Here is a 15,998-nt window from a genome sequence, read left to right on the forward strand (position 1 = left end):
TAGTTAAATATAAATAGGCATAAAAGGGGAATATCATCTTGACAGAAGAACTGGCCCTAAATGCAGTTGTTGTACTCACTGGGATCCCAGCTAACTTACTCGTAGTGGATGCTCAAAGCTACGAAGACTGTTTTGTATTTGTATCTAACTTATCAAAGAAAATTTACCATGTTGAATTAGCTCTGAAGGTAAACGGCTATACGGCTGAAGAAATGAAAGATATGAACATAGTCGGAGAGTACGATGGATTATGTGTGTATGAAATGATTCCTTGGTGGAATGAACTAGTATAATTAATTAGAAGTCTAGAAATGGAGTGTTAAGATGAGTAAAGGTACGGTATGGAACAAAGGGAAACATAATGGTGGAGCTGATCGTGTTAAAAGATATGCTACGGATAAGAATCAGAAATCTGTAGAAGATGTTACACCTGAAAAAATAGACTTTGATAATCCGATTAATAGTGTAAAACCGATGAAACGTGATAATGCGGTAGTTCGTCCAGTACGCGTAGTTCAAAAAGATGATAACAAGTAATAAATAGCATATGTTAACACTGGAAAAAATGGAGTGATGCGTTGTATTCAACGTACACTCCATTTTTTTATTTATTTAATTTTAGATATATCATGCTTTAACCGTTCAAGAAAATGCTTAGAGATATTATGAGGGTGTGTATCTTTTCGCTGAATGATGCCTAGATATACAGGGCTTGGTTCAGGCATATCGAAATCAAGAATAACCGATTCTGTGGAACCGAATAATGGCTCTGTCATAAAGGAGTAATTTAGGCCGACGGTTACGGCAGAATAATGAATACATGCTCTACTAATCAACTCACGGTTATTTGTTGTATAGATCACATCGACAGAACCATGTTTCTTTTGAAAATCATCCATGAACCATTTAACATAATCGTCATTGTATAAGACCACGGTTTGTTGTCTTAATTCTTCTGGTGTAATGGATTTGTTAAATGCTAATGAAGAATTCATACTGGTTGCTGCAACCATCTTCACCTTAAGTAGTCGTTCGAAGGAGAGCCCTGTATGTTCGATCAGGCGATCCCTAAATAAAATGATAAATCCTAAGTCACTTTTGTCATTTAGTATATCGTTGATAATATCTTGGGATCCTTGCTCTACAATCTCCAACTTCACATCCGGGTATTGATGCTTGAAATCCATGACGACTTTTTCTAAAAAAAACATAGGACCGGGAATCGTAGCTAACCGTAATTGACCTTTAATCGTATTAGAGTAACCCATCGCAACTTCTTTTAATTCCTCGTACTTGTCTAGCAGTTCGTACGCTTTCTTAATAATTACTTTACCCTCGGCAGTTGGGATTGCGCCACTCCTGGAACGTTTGAGTATATGTACGCCCCATTCCTTTTCAAGACTAGTAATGGATTGGCTTAGCGCTGATATGGTCACATTTAAATTGTGTGCAGCTTGCGTAATAGAACCAGTCTTAGCGACTTCCACCAAATACTCAAGCTTCTCGATATGCATGAACAAGATCAATCCTTTGTTTTAATATTTATTAAGTAAAGTTAAGAATGTTTAAATTTTTATTAATCAACCACGATGATACCATAGAAATAAGGAACGATAAAGTAATGGTTAATTAAATAGAGCATGCTATAGAAAATAATATTATAGATACCAAAGGAGCGTTATATCATGAAATTCGAATCCAAAGTAGCCATTGTAACAGGTGGAGCAAGTGGTATTGGTGAAGCTACAGTGCGTTTATTTGCAGCAGAAGGTGCTAAAGTGGTCATAGCTGACTTCTCAGATCGCGGACAAACCGTGTCGGATGAGCTGAATAGTCAAGGGTTTGATACGCTATTTATCAAGACAGACGTAACGAATGAGCAAGAGATCATCCGAATGGTTGATCAAACAGTACAGAAGTTTGGGAAATTAGATATATTATATGCAAATGCAGGTATTGCCCAAGATGGACCTGCGGATCAGTTGCTATTTGAGAATTGGAAAAGAACGATTGATATTAACTTGACCGGCGTATTCCTAAGCTGTAAATATGCCATTACACAAATGATTGCTCAAGGTACCGGAGGAGCTATTGTGAACTGTGGTTCTATTCATAGTCATGTAGGTAAAGCGGGAGTTACGGCCTATGCTTCTGCTAAAGGTGGCGTTAAGTTATTGACACAGTCTCTGAGTGCCGACTACGCTTCTCAAGGAATTCGTGTTAATGCGGTGTGTCCTGGATACATTGATACTCCGCTGATTAAAGGTAGAACTGAAGCCGTTACGGAGCATCTTGTTGGACTCCATCCAATGGGGCGTCTGGGTCAACCAGAAGAGGTTGCCAAAGCGGTGTTGTTCCTTGCTAGCGACGATGCATCTTTCATTACGGGGACAAGTTTACTTGTGGATGGCGGTTATACGGCAGTCTGAGTTAAATTGCGTTGTTTCTATAAAATGCTATTCATAATTGAACGCTGTGTACGTTAGTAATTGTGCATAGTCTTATTCTCATAGGCTAATCCTAAGATATCAATGATATAAAGAATGGGAGGACAACGATTTGGATAATAACAAGGAATACGAAATACCCCAACCGAAAACATACGGTCCACTAGGTAATCTCCCCTTAATTAATATAGATGAGCCCATTCAATCACTAACGAAGCTTTCATATGAACTTGGTCCTATTTTTAGGAACGTATTACCTGGTGGGAATAGTAATGTCTATATTTCAAGTGAGGAATTAGTGGCTGAGGTATGCGATGAATCTAGATTTGATAAACGCGTATGGGCTCCATTGCAGAAAGTTCAAGCTTTCACTGGTGATGGATTATTCACGAGTGAGACAAATGAACCCAATTGGCACAAGGCACATAATATTCTGATACCGAGCTTCAGTCAGAGAGCGATGCAAGGTTACCACGGTATGATGGTAGATATAGCCGTACAACTTGTTCAGAAATGGATGCGTCTTAATCCAGATGAGCATGTTAATGTTCCTGAAGATATGACCCGTCTTACGCTAGATACCATTGGTTTATGCGGATTCAATTATCGATTTAATAGCTTCTATCGTGATGAGCCTCATCCATTTATTGTGAGTATGGTCCGAGCTCTGGATGAAGCGATGGCACAACTTACACGTTTTGAGATTCAAGATAAATTGATGATCATGACGAAACGCCAGTTCAAAAAGGATAAAGATACATTATTCTCCTTAGTAGACAAGATTATTGCTGAACGTAAATCTAGTGGTGATGAAGAAACAGAAGATCTCCTATCTCGTATGTTAACGAGTAAAGATCCCGAGACGGGTGAAGGATTAGATGACGAGAATATTCGTTACCAAATGATCACGTTCTTAATTGCCGGTCATGAGACGACAAGTGGGTTACTTTCTTTTGCTATATACTATCTTTTGAAGAATCCAGACAAGTTGAAAAAAGCTTATGCAGAAGTAGACAGCGTTCTAACAGATTCAACGCCTACGTATAAACAGGTACTTGATCTGAAGTACATTCGTATGATTCTGAGTGAATCATTACGCTTATGGCCAACAGCTCCAGCATTTTCTCTCTATGCGAAGGAGGACACGCTCCTGGGAGGTAAATATCCTTTGAAGAAAGGGGATAGTGTTAATGTACTTATCCCTAAGCTCCATCGTGATACAACTGCCTGGGGGGAAGACGTGGAAGAGTTCCGTCCAGAGCGATTTGAAGATCAAAGTAAGGTACCGATTAATGCTTATAAACCGTTCGGTAACGGTCAACGGGCATGTATTGGCCAACAGTTCGCGTTACATGAAGCGATATTAGTACTAGGCATGCTTCTGAAGCATTTTGAATTCATAGATTACTCGAACTATAATCTCAAAGTGAAGGAAACATTGACGCTGAAACCTGATCATTTTGAAATTCAGGTTCGCCCTCGTGAGCAGGTTAAGGCTGAGACTACTTTAAACAATACATCCAAGTCAGATGTCTCTACAGCTGATGTGAAAAAGGATCAAGGACAAACTGCCTCGATTATAGGGGTTAATGATCAACCGCTATTAGTGCTGTATGGATCAAATCTAGGTACAGCCGAAAGCATTGCACGCGAATTAGCAGATATTGTGAGACTGTACGGTGTGAGATGTGAGGTTGCTTCCCTTAACTCTCGAATAGGTAAATTACCAACAGAAGGTGCGGTATTAATCATCGCCGCTTCTTATAATGGTAAACCTGCAAGCAATGCGCGAGAATTCGTCCAATGGTTAAAGGAGGTAGAAGAAGGTACTTTTCAAGGTGTGAATTATGCCGTATTTGGGTGTGGAGATCGCACTTGGGCTAGTACGTATCAGGATGTGCCAAGATATATTGATGAACAACTTTCTCTCAAAGGGGCCACAAGGTTCTCTGAACGGGGTGAAGGTGATGCTAGTGGTGACTTCGAATTAAATATTGAAGAATGGCGAGGACGCATGTGGACTGATCTGATGAAAGCATTTGATTTGAAATTCGACCACAAAGTTGAGACGGAACGCAATTCGCTTAATGTTCAGTTCGTAAGTGGAATTGCAGGTGCTCCGCTAGCCCAAACCTACGATGCTGTTCACGCTACTGTTATAGAGAATCGTGAGCTTCAATCAACAGACAGCGACCGACATACACGACATATCGAAATAACATTACCAGAAGGGGTTACGTATCAAGAAGGGGATCATCTTGGCGTGTTACCTAGTAATGGTACTGTAAATGTTAATCGAATCTTGCAACGATTCGGATTGAGTCGCAGTGATCAAGTGATCTTATCAGCAAGCGGACGTAGCGCTGCACATCTTCCGCTTGATCGTCCAGTTAGTCTATATGAGCTATTGAGTCACAGTGTTGAGGTACAGGAACCAGCGTCTAGAGCGCAATTACGAGAACTTGCTTCATACACCAGTTGTCCACCACATAAACGTGAATTGGAAGCTTTGTTAGAAGAAGGAACTTATAAGGAAGAAGTATTAATGAAACGTATCACCATGATTGATCTCCTTGAGAAATATGAAGCATGTGAAATGCCATTTGAGCGATTCCTAGAGCTGTTGCCACCACTTAAACCTAGATATTATTCGATATCTAGCTCTCCACAAGTTAACCCTGAACTTGCTTCAGTTACTGTAGGTGTCGTAACGGGGCCCGCTTGGAGTGGTCTAGGTGAATACCGTGGAGTTGCATCTAATTACTTAGCTGCACGTACGCCTGGGGATGACATTATTATGTTCGTACGTACACCTGATTCTGGATTTGAACTTCCTGAAGATCCGCAAACACCGATCATAATGGTAGGTCCGGGAACAGGTGTAGCTCCATTCCGCGGTTTCCTTCAGACTCGTAAGTCTTTGAAGGATGAAGGACAAACAATAGGCGAGGCACATCTCTATTTCGGCTGTAGGAATGATACCGACTTCATCTACCGCGAAGAACTTGAACAATTTGAAAAAGAAGGTGTGGTCACACTTCATACTGCCTTCTCACGCAAGGAAGGAACATCCAAGACCTATGTGCAACACTTACTGAAGCAGGATTCAACTGAAATGATAAGTTTGTTGAAAGGTGGAGGCATGTTGTACGTATGCGGGGACGGTAGTAAAATGGCTCCAGATGTAGAGCAAACATTAGTAGAAGCGTATCAGCAAGATCAAGGAACAAGTGAAGAAGACGCCAAAGAGTGGTTGAATCAACTTCAAAAAGAAGGTCGTTACGGTAAAGATGTATGGTCGCGTGTATGATGCAGATTAGATAGATTAGATGAGTAATACAGCATATTTACTACGCGCTGTGTTACTCATCTTTTTTTAATTCCACTTCATATACATTCGTATTTCGATTCATAGATGGACTGATAAAAATATCCATTATTGGCCCTTTTGTTCGTCCTGATTTATGTATATTATTGTATAAACGAAGTCGAATAAGAGGTGTACATATGGCAATTGATTACAAAGTTAATCGTCCGCTTCGTTCGGCAGACGTATCTGACGTATTTAAAAGTTCTGGAATTAAACGTCCTGCTGATGACCTTGATCGTATTCAAAGAATGATTGATAACGCCGATGTTAACATTTCTGCTTGGGATTGGGAAAGATTGATAGGCATTGCGAGAGGTATTACTGATTTCTCATATTGTTGTTATTTATCAGATCTAGCAGTATGTAAGGAATATCAGAAGATGGGTATTGGAACAGATCTTGTGGAACGGTTACGGGAACACTTAGGAGATGAGGTCTCCTTATTATTACTTTCCGCACCAACTGCAATGGATTATTACCCACGTATTGGTTTTGAGAAAACAGATAAAGCATTTTTGATACCGAGAGTTAAGTAATGAACCGCAAAGTGAACGGAGAACTATAGAGCTATGAGAACAGGCTGCCAACATCATCGGCAGTCCTTTTTTTCAACTAAAGGTCATTACTTCGCAATGAGGATCGAAAACAGGAAATAATAACAGAATAATTTCTCTATATCAAAAGGTTATTTAGCTTTAACATATTAATATAAGGGATGAAAAGTATCGTTAAAATACAGTCGAAATAATGTGGTGTTCGATTGTTTGCACAGGTATTACTGGTGCCAGCTGCTTATTGGATTACATGGATGGTATCGGTTCTATAATGAACTCATAAGAAATGTTATAGTAAGTTTAGTTGAATAGGTTATTCAGCAATGCTCAAAAGGGAGAGAAAGCAATGTTACAATCACTGATATTTGATATGGATGGAACGCTATTTCAAACGGATAAAATATTAGAATTATCACTTGATGATACGTTTAACCATTTACGATCACTAAATAAATGGGATACAGTAACGCCTATTGATAAATACCGTGAAATTATGGGTGTACCTCTACCAAAAGTATGGGAGGCTTTGTTACCTAATCATTCCATCGAAGTGAGGGAACAAACGGATGCTTATTTTCTAGAGAGATTAGTTGCAAACATACGAACTGGGAAAGGTGCTTTATATCCTAATGTAATGGAAGTTTTCAGTTATTTAATAGAGAATAATTGTTCGATTTACATAGCAAGTAATGGTTTGACAGAATATTTAAATGCAATTGTGAGTTATTATAACTTGGATCATTGGATTATTGAAACATTTAGTATTCAACAGATTGAATCACTGAATAAATCAGACTTAGTTCAGAGTATTATAAAAAAATATGGTATTACGAATGCAGCAGTAGTAGGAGACCGTCTATCTGATATAAATGCAGCTAAAGATAATGGTTTAATTGCAATTGGTTGTAATTTTGATTTTGCACAAGAAGATGAACTCGATAAGGCTGATTGGGTCATAGATGACTTCATTGAACTGAGAACAATATTACCTGAAATAAAAATAGCTTATTGAACATATATTGAAAATATTGGAATTTTTATGTATGATTATATGTAACGCAATACTGTGTGTAACTGGCGTAAACATGGAAACCCATGAGGGAGCACACAGATTAAAAGCCGTTCGCCTGGGCAAAGTATTTGATCTATGATCAAGTGCTTTTTTGTTTTATTAAATACAGAAAGCAGGTGTTCAGGTTATGAAGATGGCTTTTATATTATTTGATGGAATGACAACACTTGACTTAACAGGCTTTACTGAAGCTATAACTTGGCTTGGAATTTTAAATGCTGTAGAGAATGTATCATGGGATTTTTGTGGCATAAAAGAGGAGATTAACGATGATCGTGGGATGACAATTAAAATAAAAAAGGTTTGCGTGGATCTGTCCCAATATGATTTGATATTTGTCCCAGGTGGGTTGACTACAAGACAATTACGATATGATGAGGATTTTTTGTTATGGTTACAGACGGCTAAGGATGTTAAATATAAAGTTTCCGTATGCACAGGAGCCCTACTGTTAGGGGCATCTGGATTTTTGATTGGTAAAAGAGCTACAACAAATCCATCGGCGTATGAATTGTTAGAACCCTACTGCTCTGAAGTAGTTAATACTAGAATCGTAAAGGATGGAACTATATTTACTGGTGGGGGTGTCTCTTCCTCCATTGATCTGGGTCTATTTATAATTGAATACTTAACTAATATCGAAGTCGTACAAAAAATCCAAATAAAAATGGATTACCCTTACTATCAGACGGGAAAGTTAAGCTGATTATCTAGGGATCAAGCATAAAAGAACTAATTGGAGTAAAATATGGTAACTTGCTAAGGTGGTTTAAAAGTGTGAATATCCGTTTAATTGAACGCCATGACCAAAAGGAAGTTGTAGATATAATGAAGGAACATCCACTCCAATTTCCGAACTTCATTATTAAACAATATCCAATACGATGGAGTAGCTTGCTTAGGTCCTCAGTTGAAAACAACAAAAGTCGGTTTTATGTAGCCTATAACGAGAGTGATACTATTGTAGGTCATGCTGGATATATCTTCAATAGCGAAGAAAACCTTTATGAGATAGTGGGTGTAGCAGTGAAAATCAACTGTCAACGACAAGGTATTGGTAAGGCTTTAATCAACATGATTTGTAACGAAGTAAAAAAGCTTAACGAGAAGAAGATTATTCTATATACATTAGGTCATGTGGGGAATGAAGATACCCTAACTTTTTATCGTAATATAGGCTTCAACTTGATTAACTATGAAAATGATTTCTTTCAGAAAGATTACCACAGAGTTACATTTACAAAAAGATTGGCCTATTAAGCTAACGGGAAGTTGTACTAAGGTTGAATATTCTAAAAGGAGGACTGATATGAGATTAATAGTCTGCATTGTAATATTATTAGAGATATATGGAACAATGGCAAGAAAGTATCTTCATCTGGCTCTATCTTTGACTTGTTCTTTAGTTCGGATGATCGGGAAAATAACGAAGTAGAAGTTATTATATCAATGGATACATAATCTATTGAGGGTCAGGACAATGTCAACAAGATTAAAGTCGCTACAATAAATGACTCTGGTTCTAGCCTTGTTGCCTTTACCAATCCATGGGATAAAAAGTTGACCGCATGGAGTTTGATCTATAATCATGAGCCGCGTACATTTATCGCTGAAAAATCTGTTTACGTATGGGGAATGCAAGCAACGAGCACCAATCAAATTCAGACTGCGGATTTATCGCAGGAGTCGTTAAGCAGGCTTGAATGGGCGATCATCTTTACCTTGCAATTTGAAGACTAGTTGAAGCGGAGGTGAAGATTATAGGGAACGTATGGCAACCTAGGTGCAGGCGATCACTTACAAGAATAGAGAAAGTACCAATTACATTGGAGGCAAAGAAATGGTAGAGGAAATGATCAATCTAGGAGATGTAGGGATTAATGTAAGGCATTCATTAGATGATAATCCAGTTGTTGTATTGCTTCACTTTAGTGGCGGTAATTTGAACATGTGGGAAGGCATCATACCGCAGTTTGAAAAGGAATACAGTATTATTGCTCCTGACTTTCGAGGACATGGCAAATCAGACAAGCCCTTAACAGGATATCACATTGATGATATGGCGAATGATATTATATTACTGTTGCAGCACTTAAACATAGAGTACTGTCATATCATAGGTAGTTCAATGGGGGCTGAAGTTGGTCTTAGTATAGCTGCGACACATCCATCACTCGTTCGATCCCTTATATGTGAAGGGGCTTTATATAATGAGTTTGGAGAATACGGGTTGTTTAACGGTACAGAGGAAGAGATTGTACATAGAAAAGAAGTTCTGAAGGTTCAATTAACTGAAAGAAATGAACGTGTATTTAATACTAAAGAAGAGTACATAGAGGAAGAACGGGCTAAATTAGCACAACAAGGAATATGGAATGAATATTTCGCAGCCTTCTTTGACAACAATTTACAACAGATGACCACTGGTAGCTTTACTTATTGCTATTTAAACCGTGTTAGAACAGATTACATTCAAAAATATTGGGATGTGAAGTTTGAGCAATATTACAAGAAGGTTCAATGTCCTATTTTATTTCTTCCTAGCAAAGAAGAGTGGGAGAATGAGAAAATTAGAAGAAGTATAGATACATTCGCTAGTCTATTAAATACATATGAAATTGAGCGTGTTGAAAACGCCGTTCATGCTTATGTCTGGATGCAACTTCCGATTACAGTAGGTGAAGTAGCAAAGATATTTATAAGTAAATATGATGATAAATGATATATTACACATCTGTGCTTTAGAGTTACACAAATTTGCCTAAGGGTTCTCCATTTTATATAGGTTTTGAGATTATTTGTGAACAAGGGTCAATCATGTTTGATGCTGAATATGGCGTGAACCCAAGAGAAGAATTTGTGATTTATTATAGTGATGGAAGCAAGGAAGTATTAAATCCTCAAATGCAGGATGATTATGAGCAAGTCATACATCATATTAGCGTTTGTTTTGAAAATAAGAAGAAAAGTGAGCTTCTTGATATTACATCATCGATTCAGGCGATAAATATAAAGGATGCCGTATTAGAATCTTTAGTAGTCCAACGATTTATTCACATAGGTGAATGATATGAAGACTAAGAATATGTTTTAAGCACTCATAACTTATTAGTCCGTCTCTTGTAGATTCTATCGATTAAATGCATTACAACATGCAGAATTGTCATAAACGATGCAAACTGTACAGCCTTTATTAAATTGCCCCCTATAAAATAGTAACCAATAAGTAACATTGCTAGGAAATGAATTCCAACACTTAGAATTGATTTAAACATATATAACCCCTCCCAACTTTCAGTTTAACATTTATTCCCTCTATACATTTAACTAATTTCCATTTTTTGTGTAAAAGTTGTTTTTTAGAGAGCATTAGAAACAAATGCGGTTTTGTCTATTTGATAGGGATCTCGTTATAATGAGAAGAGCAACTACAGATAGGAGTGAAATCATCATGAAGGTAATTGTCATTGGAGCGGGAATTGCTGGAGCTTCAACTGCATACCAATTAGCTAAGCAGGGAGTAGATATACTCATCATCGATCGGAAAGATGAAGGACAGGCTACGGATGCAGCAGCTGGCATTATTTGTCCGTGGCTGTCGCAGCGGCGCAATAAGGCTTGGTATCAGCTTGCGAAATCCGGAGCGCGGTATTACCCTGAGCTAATTGAAGAGCTTGAAAGTGAAGGAGAGACCGATACCGGTTATGCCAGGGTCGGTGCCCTCAGCATACATACGGATCCGGAGAAGATCGATAAAATGGAAGAGCGAGCCTACAAGCGTGTAGTAGACGCACCTGAAATCGGTGAGATTACCCGGCTTGATGAACATAAGACCCGTGAGCTTTTCCCACTGCTCGAGGAAGGATATGCTTCCATTCATATTAGTGGAGCCGCCCGTGTCGATGGCCGGGCACTGCGTGATGCTTTACTTCGATCTGCACAGAGGAACGGGGCTGAGCTTATATATGGGGATGCCAAGCTTGAATTTCAATCCAACCATGTAACTGGCGTGATGGTTGGGGCAAATCGCTATTCGGCTGACAAAGTTATCGTTTGTGCAGGAGCTTGGGCGCGAACGTTGCTACAACCTTTAGGCATTGATTTTAAGGTGAGTTATCAGAAAGCGCAAATCATGCACTTACAAGTTCCAGACACCAATCAAAATACTGGTAACTGGCCGGTCGTTATGCCGCCTTCCGATCAATATCTGCTCGCTTTTGATCAGCAGAAAATCGTGATAGGGGCGACCCATGAAAATGATATTAAAGAGTACGATACGAGGATCACACCTGGCGGAATGCACGAGATTTTGAGCAAATGTCTTACATTCGCCCCTGATCTGGCAGAGAGCACATTCCAGGAAGTTAGGGTGGGCTTTCGCCCTTTTACCGCCGATTTTCTTCCAGTCATAGGTGCCATCCCAGATTGGGAAGGACTTCTTGCGGGAAATGGACTCGGGGCTTCTGGATTAACGATGGGCCCTTATATCGGATTACAGCTAGCTAAGTTAGCACTAGGAATGGAATTAGATATCGATTTAACCGATTATGATATTGGAAAAGCGATTAGTTGACCTATCATGTATCTTGATCAAGCTGCAAGGCGACAAAAATATACCTACATTAATCTGCTTATGTTAAGCGGATTTTTTTATTGTAACCCTTTAATCCCTAAGGGGGAGTGGCGATTGCACTGACAACAGTTGCTGAAGTAATAGCACCCATATTCATACAAAGTTTATCGATTTCAATCTGCATAGAAAGGAAAAAACGTATGTTTTGGTTTAAAGTAGCGGGCAGGATAATCACAACTATGTTATTCTAAATATGGATAAAATCAACAAATACGAGAAAAAGGAGTTATTTAAAATGAAACGAATATTTTCAGGGATTTTTCTTATTTTTCTACTAGTAATTACTTCTTTACCTACTCATGCAGCTGCGACTAACATTCAAATCAAGGTTGACGGTGTTGTAATTCCATCCGAGGTGGCACCCGAAATTAGGAACACACGTACAATGGTGCCTTTGCGTGTTATCAGTCAAAATTTAGGTGCCAATGTCAATTGGTCGAATTCTGAAGTTACCCTAATCAAAAAAAACATGAAAGTAATATTAAACCTACGTAGCAACACCATCACGAAAAACGGTGAAACGTCTCTGCTTGACGTAAAACCATATATAAATAATAACCGCATTATGGTTCCGCTTCGCTTTCTTTCAGAAACATTTGGCTGTAAGGTCAATTATAGAAGTTCCACAGTTACTGTTGATTGTGAAGCGGTAGTCATAAATGGTGTGAAAGTGAAATCATTACAACAAGAATACCATATGACGATGGGCGGCGTAGTACAGCAAAGTAACAGCAACGCGTATAATGAAACATTTTATAATACTTTTGTTGATAACTTAGGCAGTAAAGTTGAAGCTCCTGCAAACTATTCGTGGATGTATTTCATGGATACTCCTGGAACTTATTATAAAGATGCTCAATATGATTTCTTGGACCAGAAAGGTAATAGCCTAAAGCGTTTTGATATGTATTCTTTAGTTAAAGCTTTCTCAGAGGAATCCTTAGTGGGATACCCAGAAGTTTTAATTTATGATGCTACTGAAAACCAATGGTATTTATTTAGCGAAACAGCAAGAGAATCCATTCATAAGTTACTTGGTAATGGTTTCTTCAAAGTTATCAGTAATACGATTGTATAGTGTTGAAAAAGGAGAAATATTAATCAAATGTACACTTTATTTCTAACCGGTATCTTTTGTTTACTCGAACGGACGCTATTTAAAGGGGAGTAGATAATCCTGGCGATTGATTGTGAAAAATACCTTTATACATGGAGCGATGTATTATGAGTGAAATAGAAGAAGTGCTTCCTGGTGGGAATGTCAACAAGGTGGTACGATTAGGCGATACCATACGACGAAGCGCTAACAACAATCCGTATGTAAATGATCTTTTGATTCATTTGGAAAAAAGCGGGTTCTACAATGCCCCACGTTTTCTCGGCATGGATGAACAGGGGCGTGAAGTGTTTACTTATATCCCAGGTGAGGTTCCTGGAAATGACTATCCGGATATAGCACCTTACATGTGGTCGGATGCTTCGCTTATAGAAATAGCGAAATTACAGAGGCAATTTCACGATGCAACACGAGGATTTTCTTCCGAAGCAATGCCAAAAAACGCTTATCCAGATTCAGCAATAAATGAAGTTGTTTGTCATAACGACGCGGCGCCGTATAATATCGTCTTTAGAGATCAGCAGCCAAAGGCGCTCATCGATTTTGACATGGCAAGTCCAGGCCCTCGTATTTGGGATATCGCGTATACACTGTACACAACCGTTCCGCTTGCCAGTTTCGAACCAGATGTATCCGATGTGGCAACGGTGCCTTATATTCCCGATCTACATGCTGGAAATCGGCGTCGTCGGATTGCTCTGTTTTTCGAAAATTATGCTATGGAAGTCCCGGATAACCTAAAGCAGTGGGTTATTGAGCGACTTCAAGCTTTATGTGCAACCCTTTCGCAAGGCAAAGCTAATGGGGAGGAAGCTTTTGCAAAAATGGTTGATGAGGGTCATTTATCGCATTATGAGCAGGAAATTAAGTTTTTGACGTTGCATTTCGACGATTGGGCTATATCTCTAGATTAATATACAGTGAACTTATTGCTATTTAAACCATGTTAGAACAGAATATATAAAATATGGCGAAATAACAAAAAGATTTATACATGATGATTAATGACCAGATGTGTTACTGAAATAAAAAAGGGATAAGGTCACCAGAATACATCTGATGACCTTATCCCTTTTTAATTTCTTCTTATTGTTAGATTAAACTTATGAAGACCATCGCCCAACCAATCAAGAATGCTACACCACCAAGTGGCGTAATAGCACCTAATTTACGAATGCCACTTAGACTTAGAGCATACAAGCTGCCTGAGAACAATATTATCCCTGCGAATAGGAACCATCCTGCCATCACGATAAGTGATGCGTTGGATGAACTCTCTGCTAGCAGACCGAGTATCAATAGTCCAAGAGCGTGAGCGATGTGATATTGTATACCCGTTTCATAGACCTTCATCATATCGGCGGATATTTTCTTCTTTAATGCATGTGCTCCAAAAGCTCCTAGGGCCACAGCAAGAAACATCAATATACTTCCGAGTAGTAATAATGTATTCAATGATATACCTCCTATTACAATTAGTTATGTAAGTAGCTAGCATATCACGCCATGTAATGTCTGGCAATTTGCCTATTAATCGAATGTGTACTGGATAGAGTTGAATAGACTAGCATTAATCTATATTATTTACCTTGGGAGATAAGAGTTAAGATTAGCTTAAAAGGAGACTATAAACAGATATGAAACGAGTATTACGAATGGTTCTAAGTGTTGTAATGATAGTAATCATCTTCTTAGGTTTAAATGCTTATATTGGCTGGAATATCTACGTGTTCAAGGCACATTATACTGAATCAATGTCACCGATATGGTTCACTATCGTATTCACCATTCTAGTCTTCTCTTATCTGATAGGTCGATGGGGTAAACATAATCCCGTAGGTCGACTACTCAAAGTAATAGGTTCATATTATCTGGCCCTAATGGAATTTATGATTATTCTATTGCCGTTCGCAGATATCTCAGCGTGGATTTTAAAAAGAGTAGGTTACACAGAAGGCTATTATATTCCTGTTGTCGGTTGGACGACGATAATATTGTTAGTTATTCTCTTTATTTGGGGATCGTATAATGCTTGGAGTCCGATCCTTCGAACCTATCATGTACCGATCGCTAAAAAGGCTAGTGGTAACCGGAAGCTAACCATCGCCGTCGCATCAGATATCCACTTAGGTAATATTGTAGGGAATCGCCATCTAAAGCGTCTCATCAAAGGGATTAATCAAATGGAACCAGACCTTATTCTTTTACCAGGAGATATTATCGATGACTCGATTGAGCCATTTATGCGGAATTCGATGGCGAATAGCCTGAAACAGCTTCATGCAACTCATGGCGTATATGCTGTATTAGGTAATCATGAGTATTATGGTGGAAACATTGAACAATACATTCAAGAGATGAGTCTAATTGGTATCCGAGTACTACGTGACGAATCAGTTACTCTAGCAAATGTTGATATTATTGTTGCAGGACGCAAAGACAAGTCGGCAGAAAGCATGGATCCAGAAGGGCGTGTAAGCATGAATAAGCTTCTTGAGCACTTGGATCAATCGAGGCCAATCGTTGTGATGGACCATCAGCCTTATGGTTTTCAACAAGCAGCTGAAGCGGGAGCGGATATTCTATTATGTGGACATACACATCGTGGACAATTTGCACCTAATCACTGGATTACTCGTAGATTATTTGAATTAGACTGGGGTTATATGCTTAAACAACGTATGCATGTCGTCGTATCATCAGGGTTCGGCACATGGGGACCACCGATTCGACTTGCTAGTCGATCTGAAATCATTAGGTTAGATGTGGAATTAGAAGGATAGTACATTTTTCGAAAAAAAAGAG

General features: G+C 38.8%; 18 protein-coding genes and 1 riboswitch. Of the genes, 16 read left to right on the top strand and 2 right to left on the bottom strand.

Going from position 1 to position 15,998, the window contains the following annotated elements; translation table 11 throughout:
• Positions 1-38: 38 nt before the first annotated feature.
• Together PBAT_RS23535 and PBAT_RS23540 are read left to right on the top strand one after the other, a co-directional pair.
• A complete protein-coding gene (locus PBAT_RS23535) occupies positions 39-293 on the top strand; it encodes a hypothetical protein (RefSeq protein ID WP_068653093.1) in 255 nt (84 codons plus the stop codon).
• Positions 294-324: 31 nt separating this feature from the next.
• Positions 325-537: a hypothetical protein gene (locus PBAT_RS23540; protein WP_068653094.1), complete on the top strand. Its 213-nt coding sequence runs from the start codon at positions 325-327 to the stop codon at positions 535-537.
• A 71-nt stretch (positions 538-608) separates the two neighbouring features.
• Here PBAT_RS23540 and PBAT_RS23545 read toward each other — a convergent pair whose 3' ends face one another.
• Entirely contained in the window at positions 609-1,514 is a 906-nt protein-coding gene (locus tag PBAT_RS23545) for a LysR family transcriptional regulator (protein WP_068653095.1), read from the bottom strand.
• Between the two features lie 171 nt (positions 1,515-1,685).
• Between PBAT_RS23545 and PBAT_RS23550 the strand changes: the two genes are divergently transcribed.
• The 13 genes from PBAT_RS23550 (at position 1,686) to PBAT_RS23600 (ending at position 14,107) form a co-directional block, all read left to right on the top strand.
• On the top strand, positions 1,686-2,429 hold the full coding sequence (locus PBAT_RS23550; protein ID WP_068653096.1) for an SDR family NAD(P)-dependent oxidoreductase: 744 nt from the start codon (positions 1,686-1,688) through the stop codon (positions 2,427-2,429).
• Between the two features lie 130 nt (positions 2,430-2,559).
• Positions 2,560-5,757 carry a bifunctional cytochrome P450/NADPH--P450 reductase gene (locus PBAT_RS23555; RefSeq protein ID WP_246168232.1) on the top strand — a complete coding sequence of 1,066 codons (3,198 nt, stop codon included), beginning with the start codon at positions 2,560-2,562 and terminating at the stop codon, positions 5,755-5,757.
• Between the two features lie 197 nt (positions 5,758-5,954).
• Positions 5,955-6,353, top strand: a complete 399-nt coding sequence (locus PBAT_RS23560; RefSeq protein WP_068653097.1) for a GNAT family N-acetyltransferase — start codon at positions 5,955-5,957, stop codon at positions 6,351-6,353.
• 364 nt (positions 6,354-6,717) lie between these two features.
• Positions 6,718-7,383, top strand: a complete 666-nt coding sequence (locus tag PBAT_RS23565; protein ID WP_068653098.1) for an HAD family hydrolase — start codon at positions 6,718-6,720, stop codon at positions 7,381-7,383.
• Positions 7,384-7,431: 48 nt separating this feature from the next.
• A riboswitch (ZMP/ZTP riboswitch) is annotated at positions 7,432-7,511 on the top strand.
• A gap of 59 nt (positions 7,512-7,570) precedes the next feature.
• Positions 7,571-8,149, top strand: a complete 579-nt coding sequence (locus PBAT_RS23570; RefSeq protein WP_068653099.1) for a DJ-1/PfpI family protein — start codon at positions 7,571-7,573, stop codon at positions 8,147-8,149.
• 71 nt (positions 8,150-8,220) lie between these two features.
• On the top strand, positions 8,221-8,703 hold the full coding sequence (locus PBAT_RS23575) for a GNAT family N-acetyltransferase (RefSeq protein WP_068653100.1): 483 nt from the start codon (positions 8,221-8,223) through the stop codon (positions 8,701-8,703).
• Positions 8,704-8,752: 49 nt separating this feature from the next.
• On the top strand, positions 8,753-8,878 hold the full coding sequence (locus PBAT_RS26285) for a hypothetical protein (protein ID WP_276326607.1): 126 nt from the start codon (positions 8,753-8,755) through the stop codon (positions 8,876-8,878).
• 125 nt (positions 8,879-9,003) lie between these two features.
• Positions 9,004-9,183 (top strand): hypothetical protein, encoded by a 180-nt coding sequence (locus PBAT_RS25455; protein ID WP_149466330.1) that lies wholly within the window; start codon positions 9,004-9,006, stop codon positions 9,181-9,183.
• Positions 9,184-9,226: 43 nt separating this feature from the next.
• The gene (locus PBAT_RS23580) at positions 9,227-10,165 is read left to right on the top strand and encodes an alpha/beta fold hydrolase (RefSeq protein ID WP_169810171.1); all 939 of its coding nucleotides are present in this window, start codon (positions 9,227-9,229) and stop codon (positions 10,163-10,165) included.
• 95 nt (positions 10,166-10,260) lie between these two features.
• Positions 10,261-10,512, top strand: a complete 252-nt coding sequence (locus tag PBAT_RS23585) for a hypothetical protein (protein ID WP_149466331.1) — start codon at positions 10,261-10,263, stop codon at positions 10,510-10,512.
• Between the two features lie 379 nt (positions 10,513-10,891).
• A complete protein-coding gene (locus PBAT_RS23590; protein WP_068653280.1) occupies positions 10,892-12,016 on the top strand; it encodes an NAD(P)/FAD-dependent oxidoreductase in 1,125 nt (374 codons plus the stop codon).
• A 295-nt stretch (positions 12,017-12,311) separates the two neighbouring features.
• A complete protein-coding gene (locus PBAT_RS23595) occupies positions 12,312-13,154 on the top strand; it encodes a copper amine oxidase N-terminal domain-containing protein (RefSeq protein ID WP_068653103.1) in 843 nt (280 codons plus the stop codon).
• A gap of 146 nt (positions 13,155-13,300) precedes the next feature.
• On the top strand, positions 13,301-14,107 hold the full coding sequence (locus tag PBAT_RS23600; protein ID WP_068653104.1) for a phosphotransferase: 807 nt from the start codon (positions 13,301-13,303) through the stop codon (positions 14,105-14,107).
• A gap of 178 nt (positions 14,108-14,285) precedes the next feature.
• Here PBAT_RS23600 and PBAT_RS23605 read toward each other — a convergent pair whose 3' ends face one another.
• Positions 14,286-14,648 (bottom strand): DUF423 domain-containing protein, encoded by a 363-nt coding sequence (locus tag PBAT_RS23605; protein WP_068653105.1) that lies wholly within the window; start codon positions 14,646-14,648, stop codon positions 14,286-14,288.
• Positions 14,649-14,830: 182 nt separating this feature from the next.
• Between PBAT_RS23605 and PBAT_RS23610 the strand changes: the two genes are divergently transcribed.
• Positions 14,831-15,976, top strand: a complete 1,146-nt coding sequence (locus PBAT_RS23610; RefSeq protein WP_068653106.1) for a metallophosphoesterase — start codon at positions 14,831-14,833, stop codon at positions 15,974-15,976.
• Positions 15,977-15,998 lie beyond the last annotated feature (22 nt).

It is taken from the genome of Paenibacillus antarcticus (assembly GCF_001637225.1).
GTDB lineage: Bacteria > Bacillota > Bacilli > Paenibacillales > Paenibacillaceae > Paenibacillus_AQ > Paenibacillus_AQ antarcticus.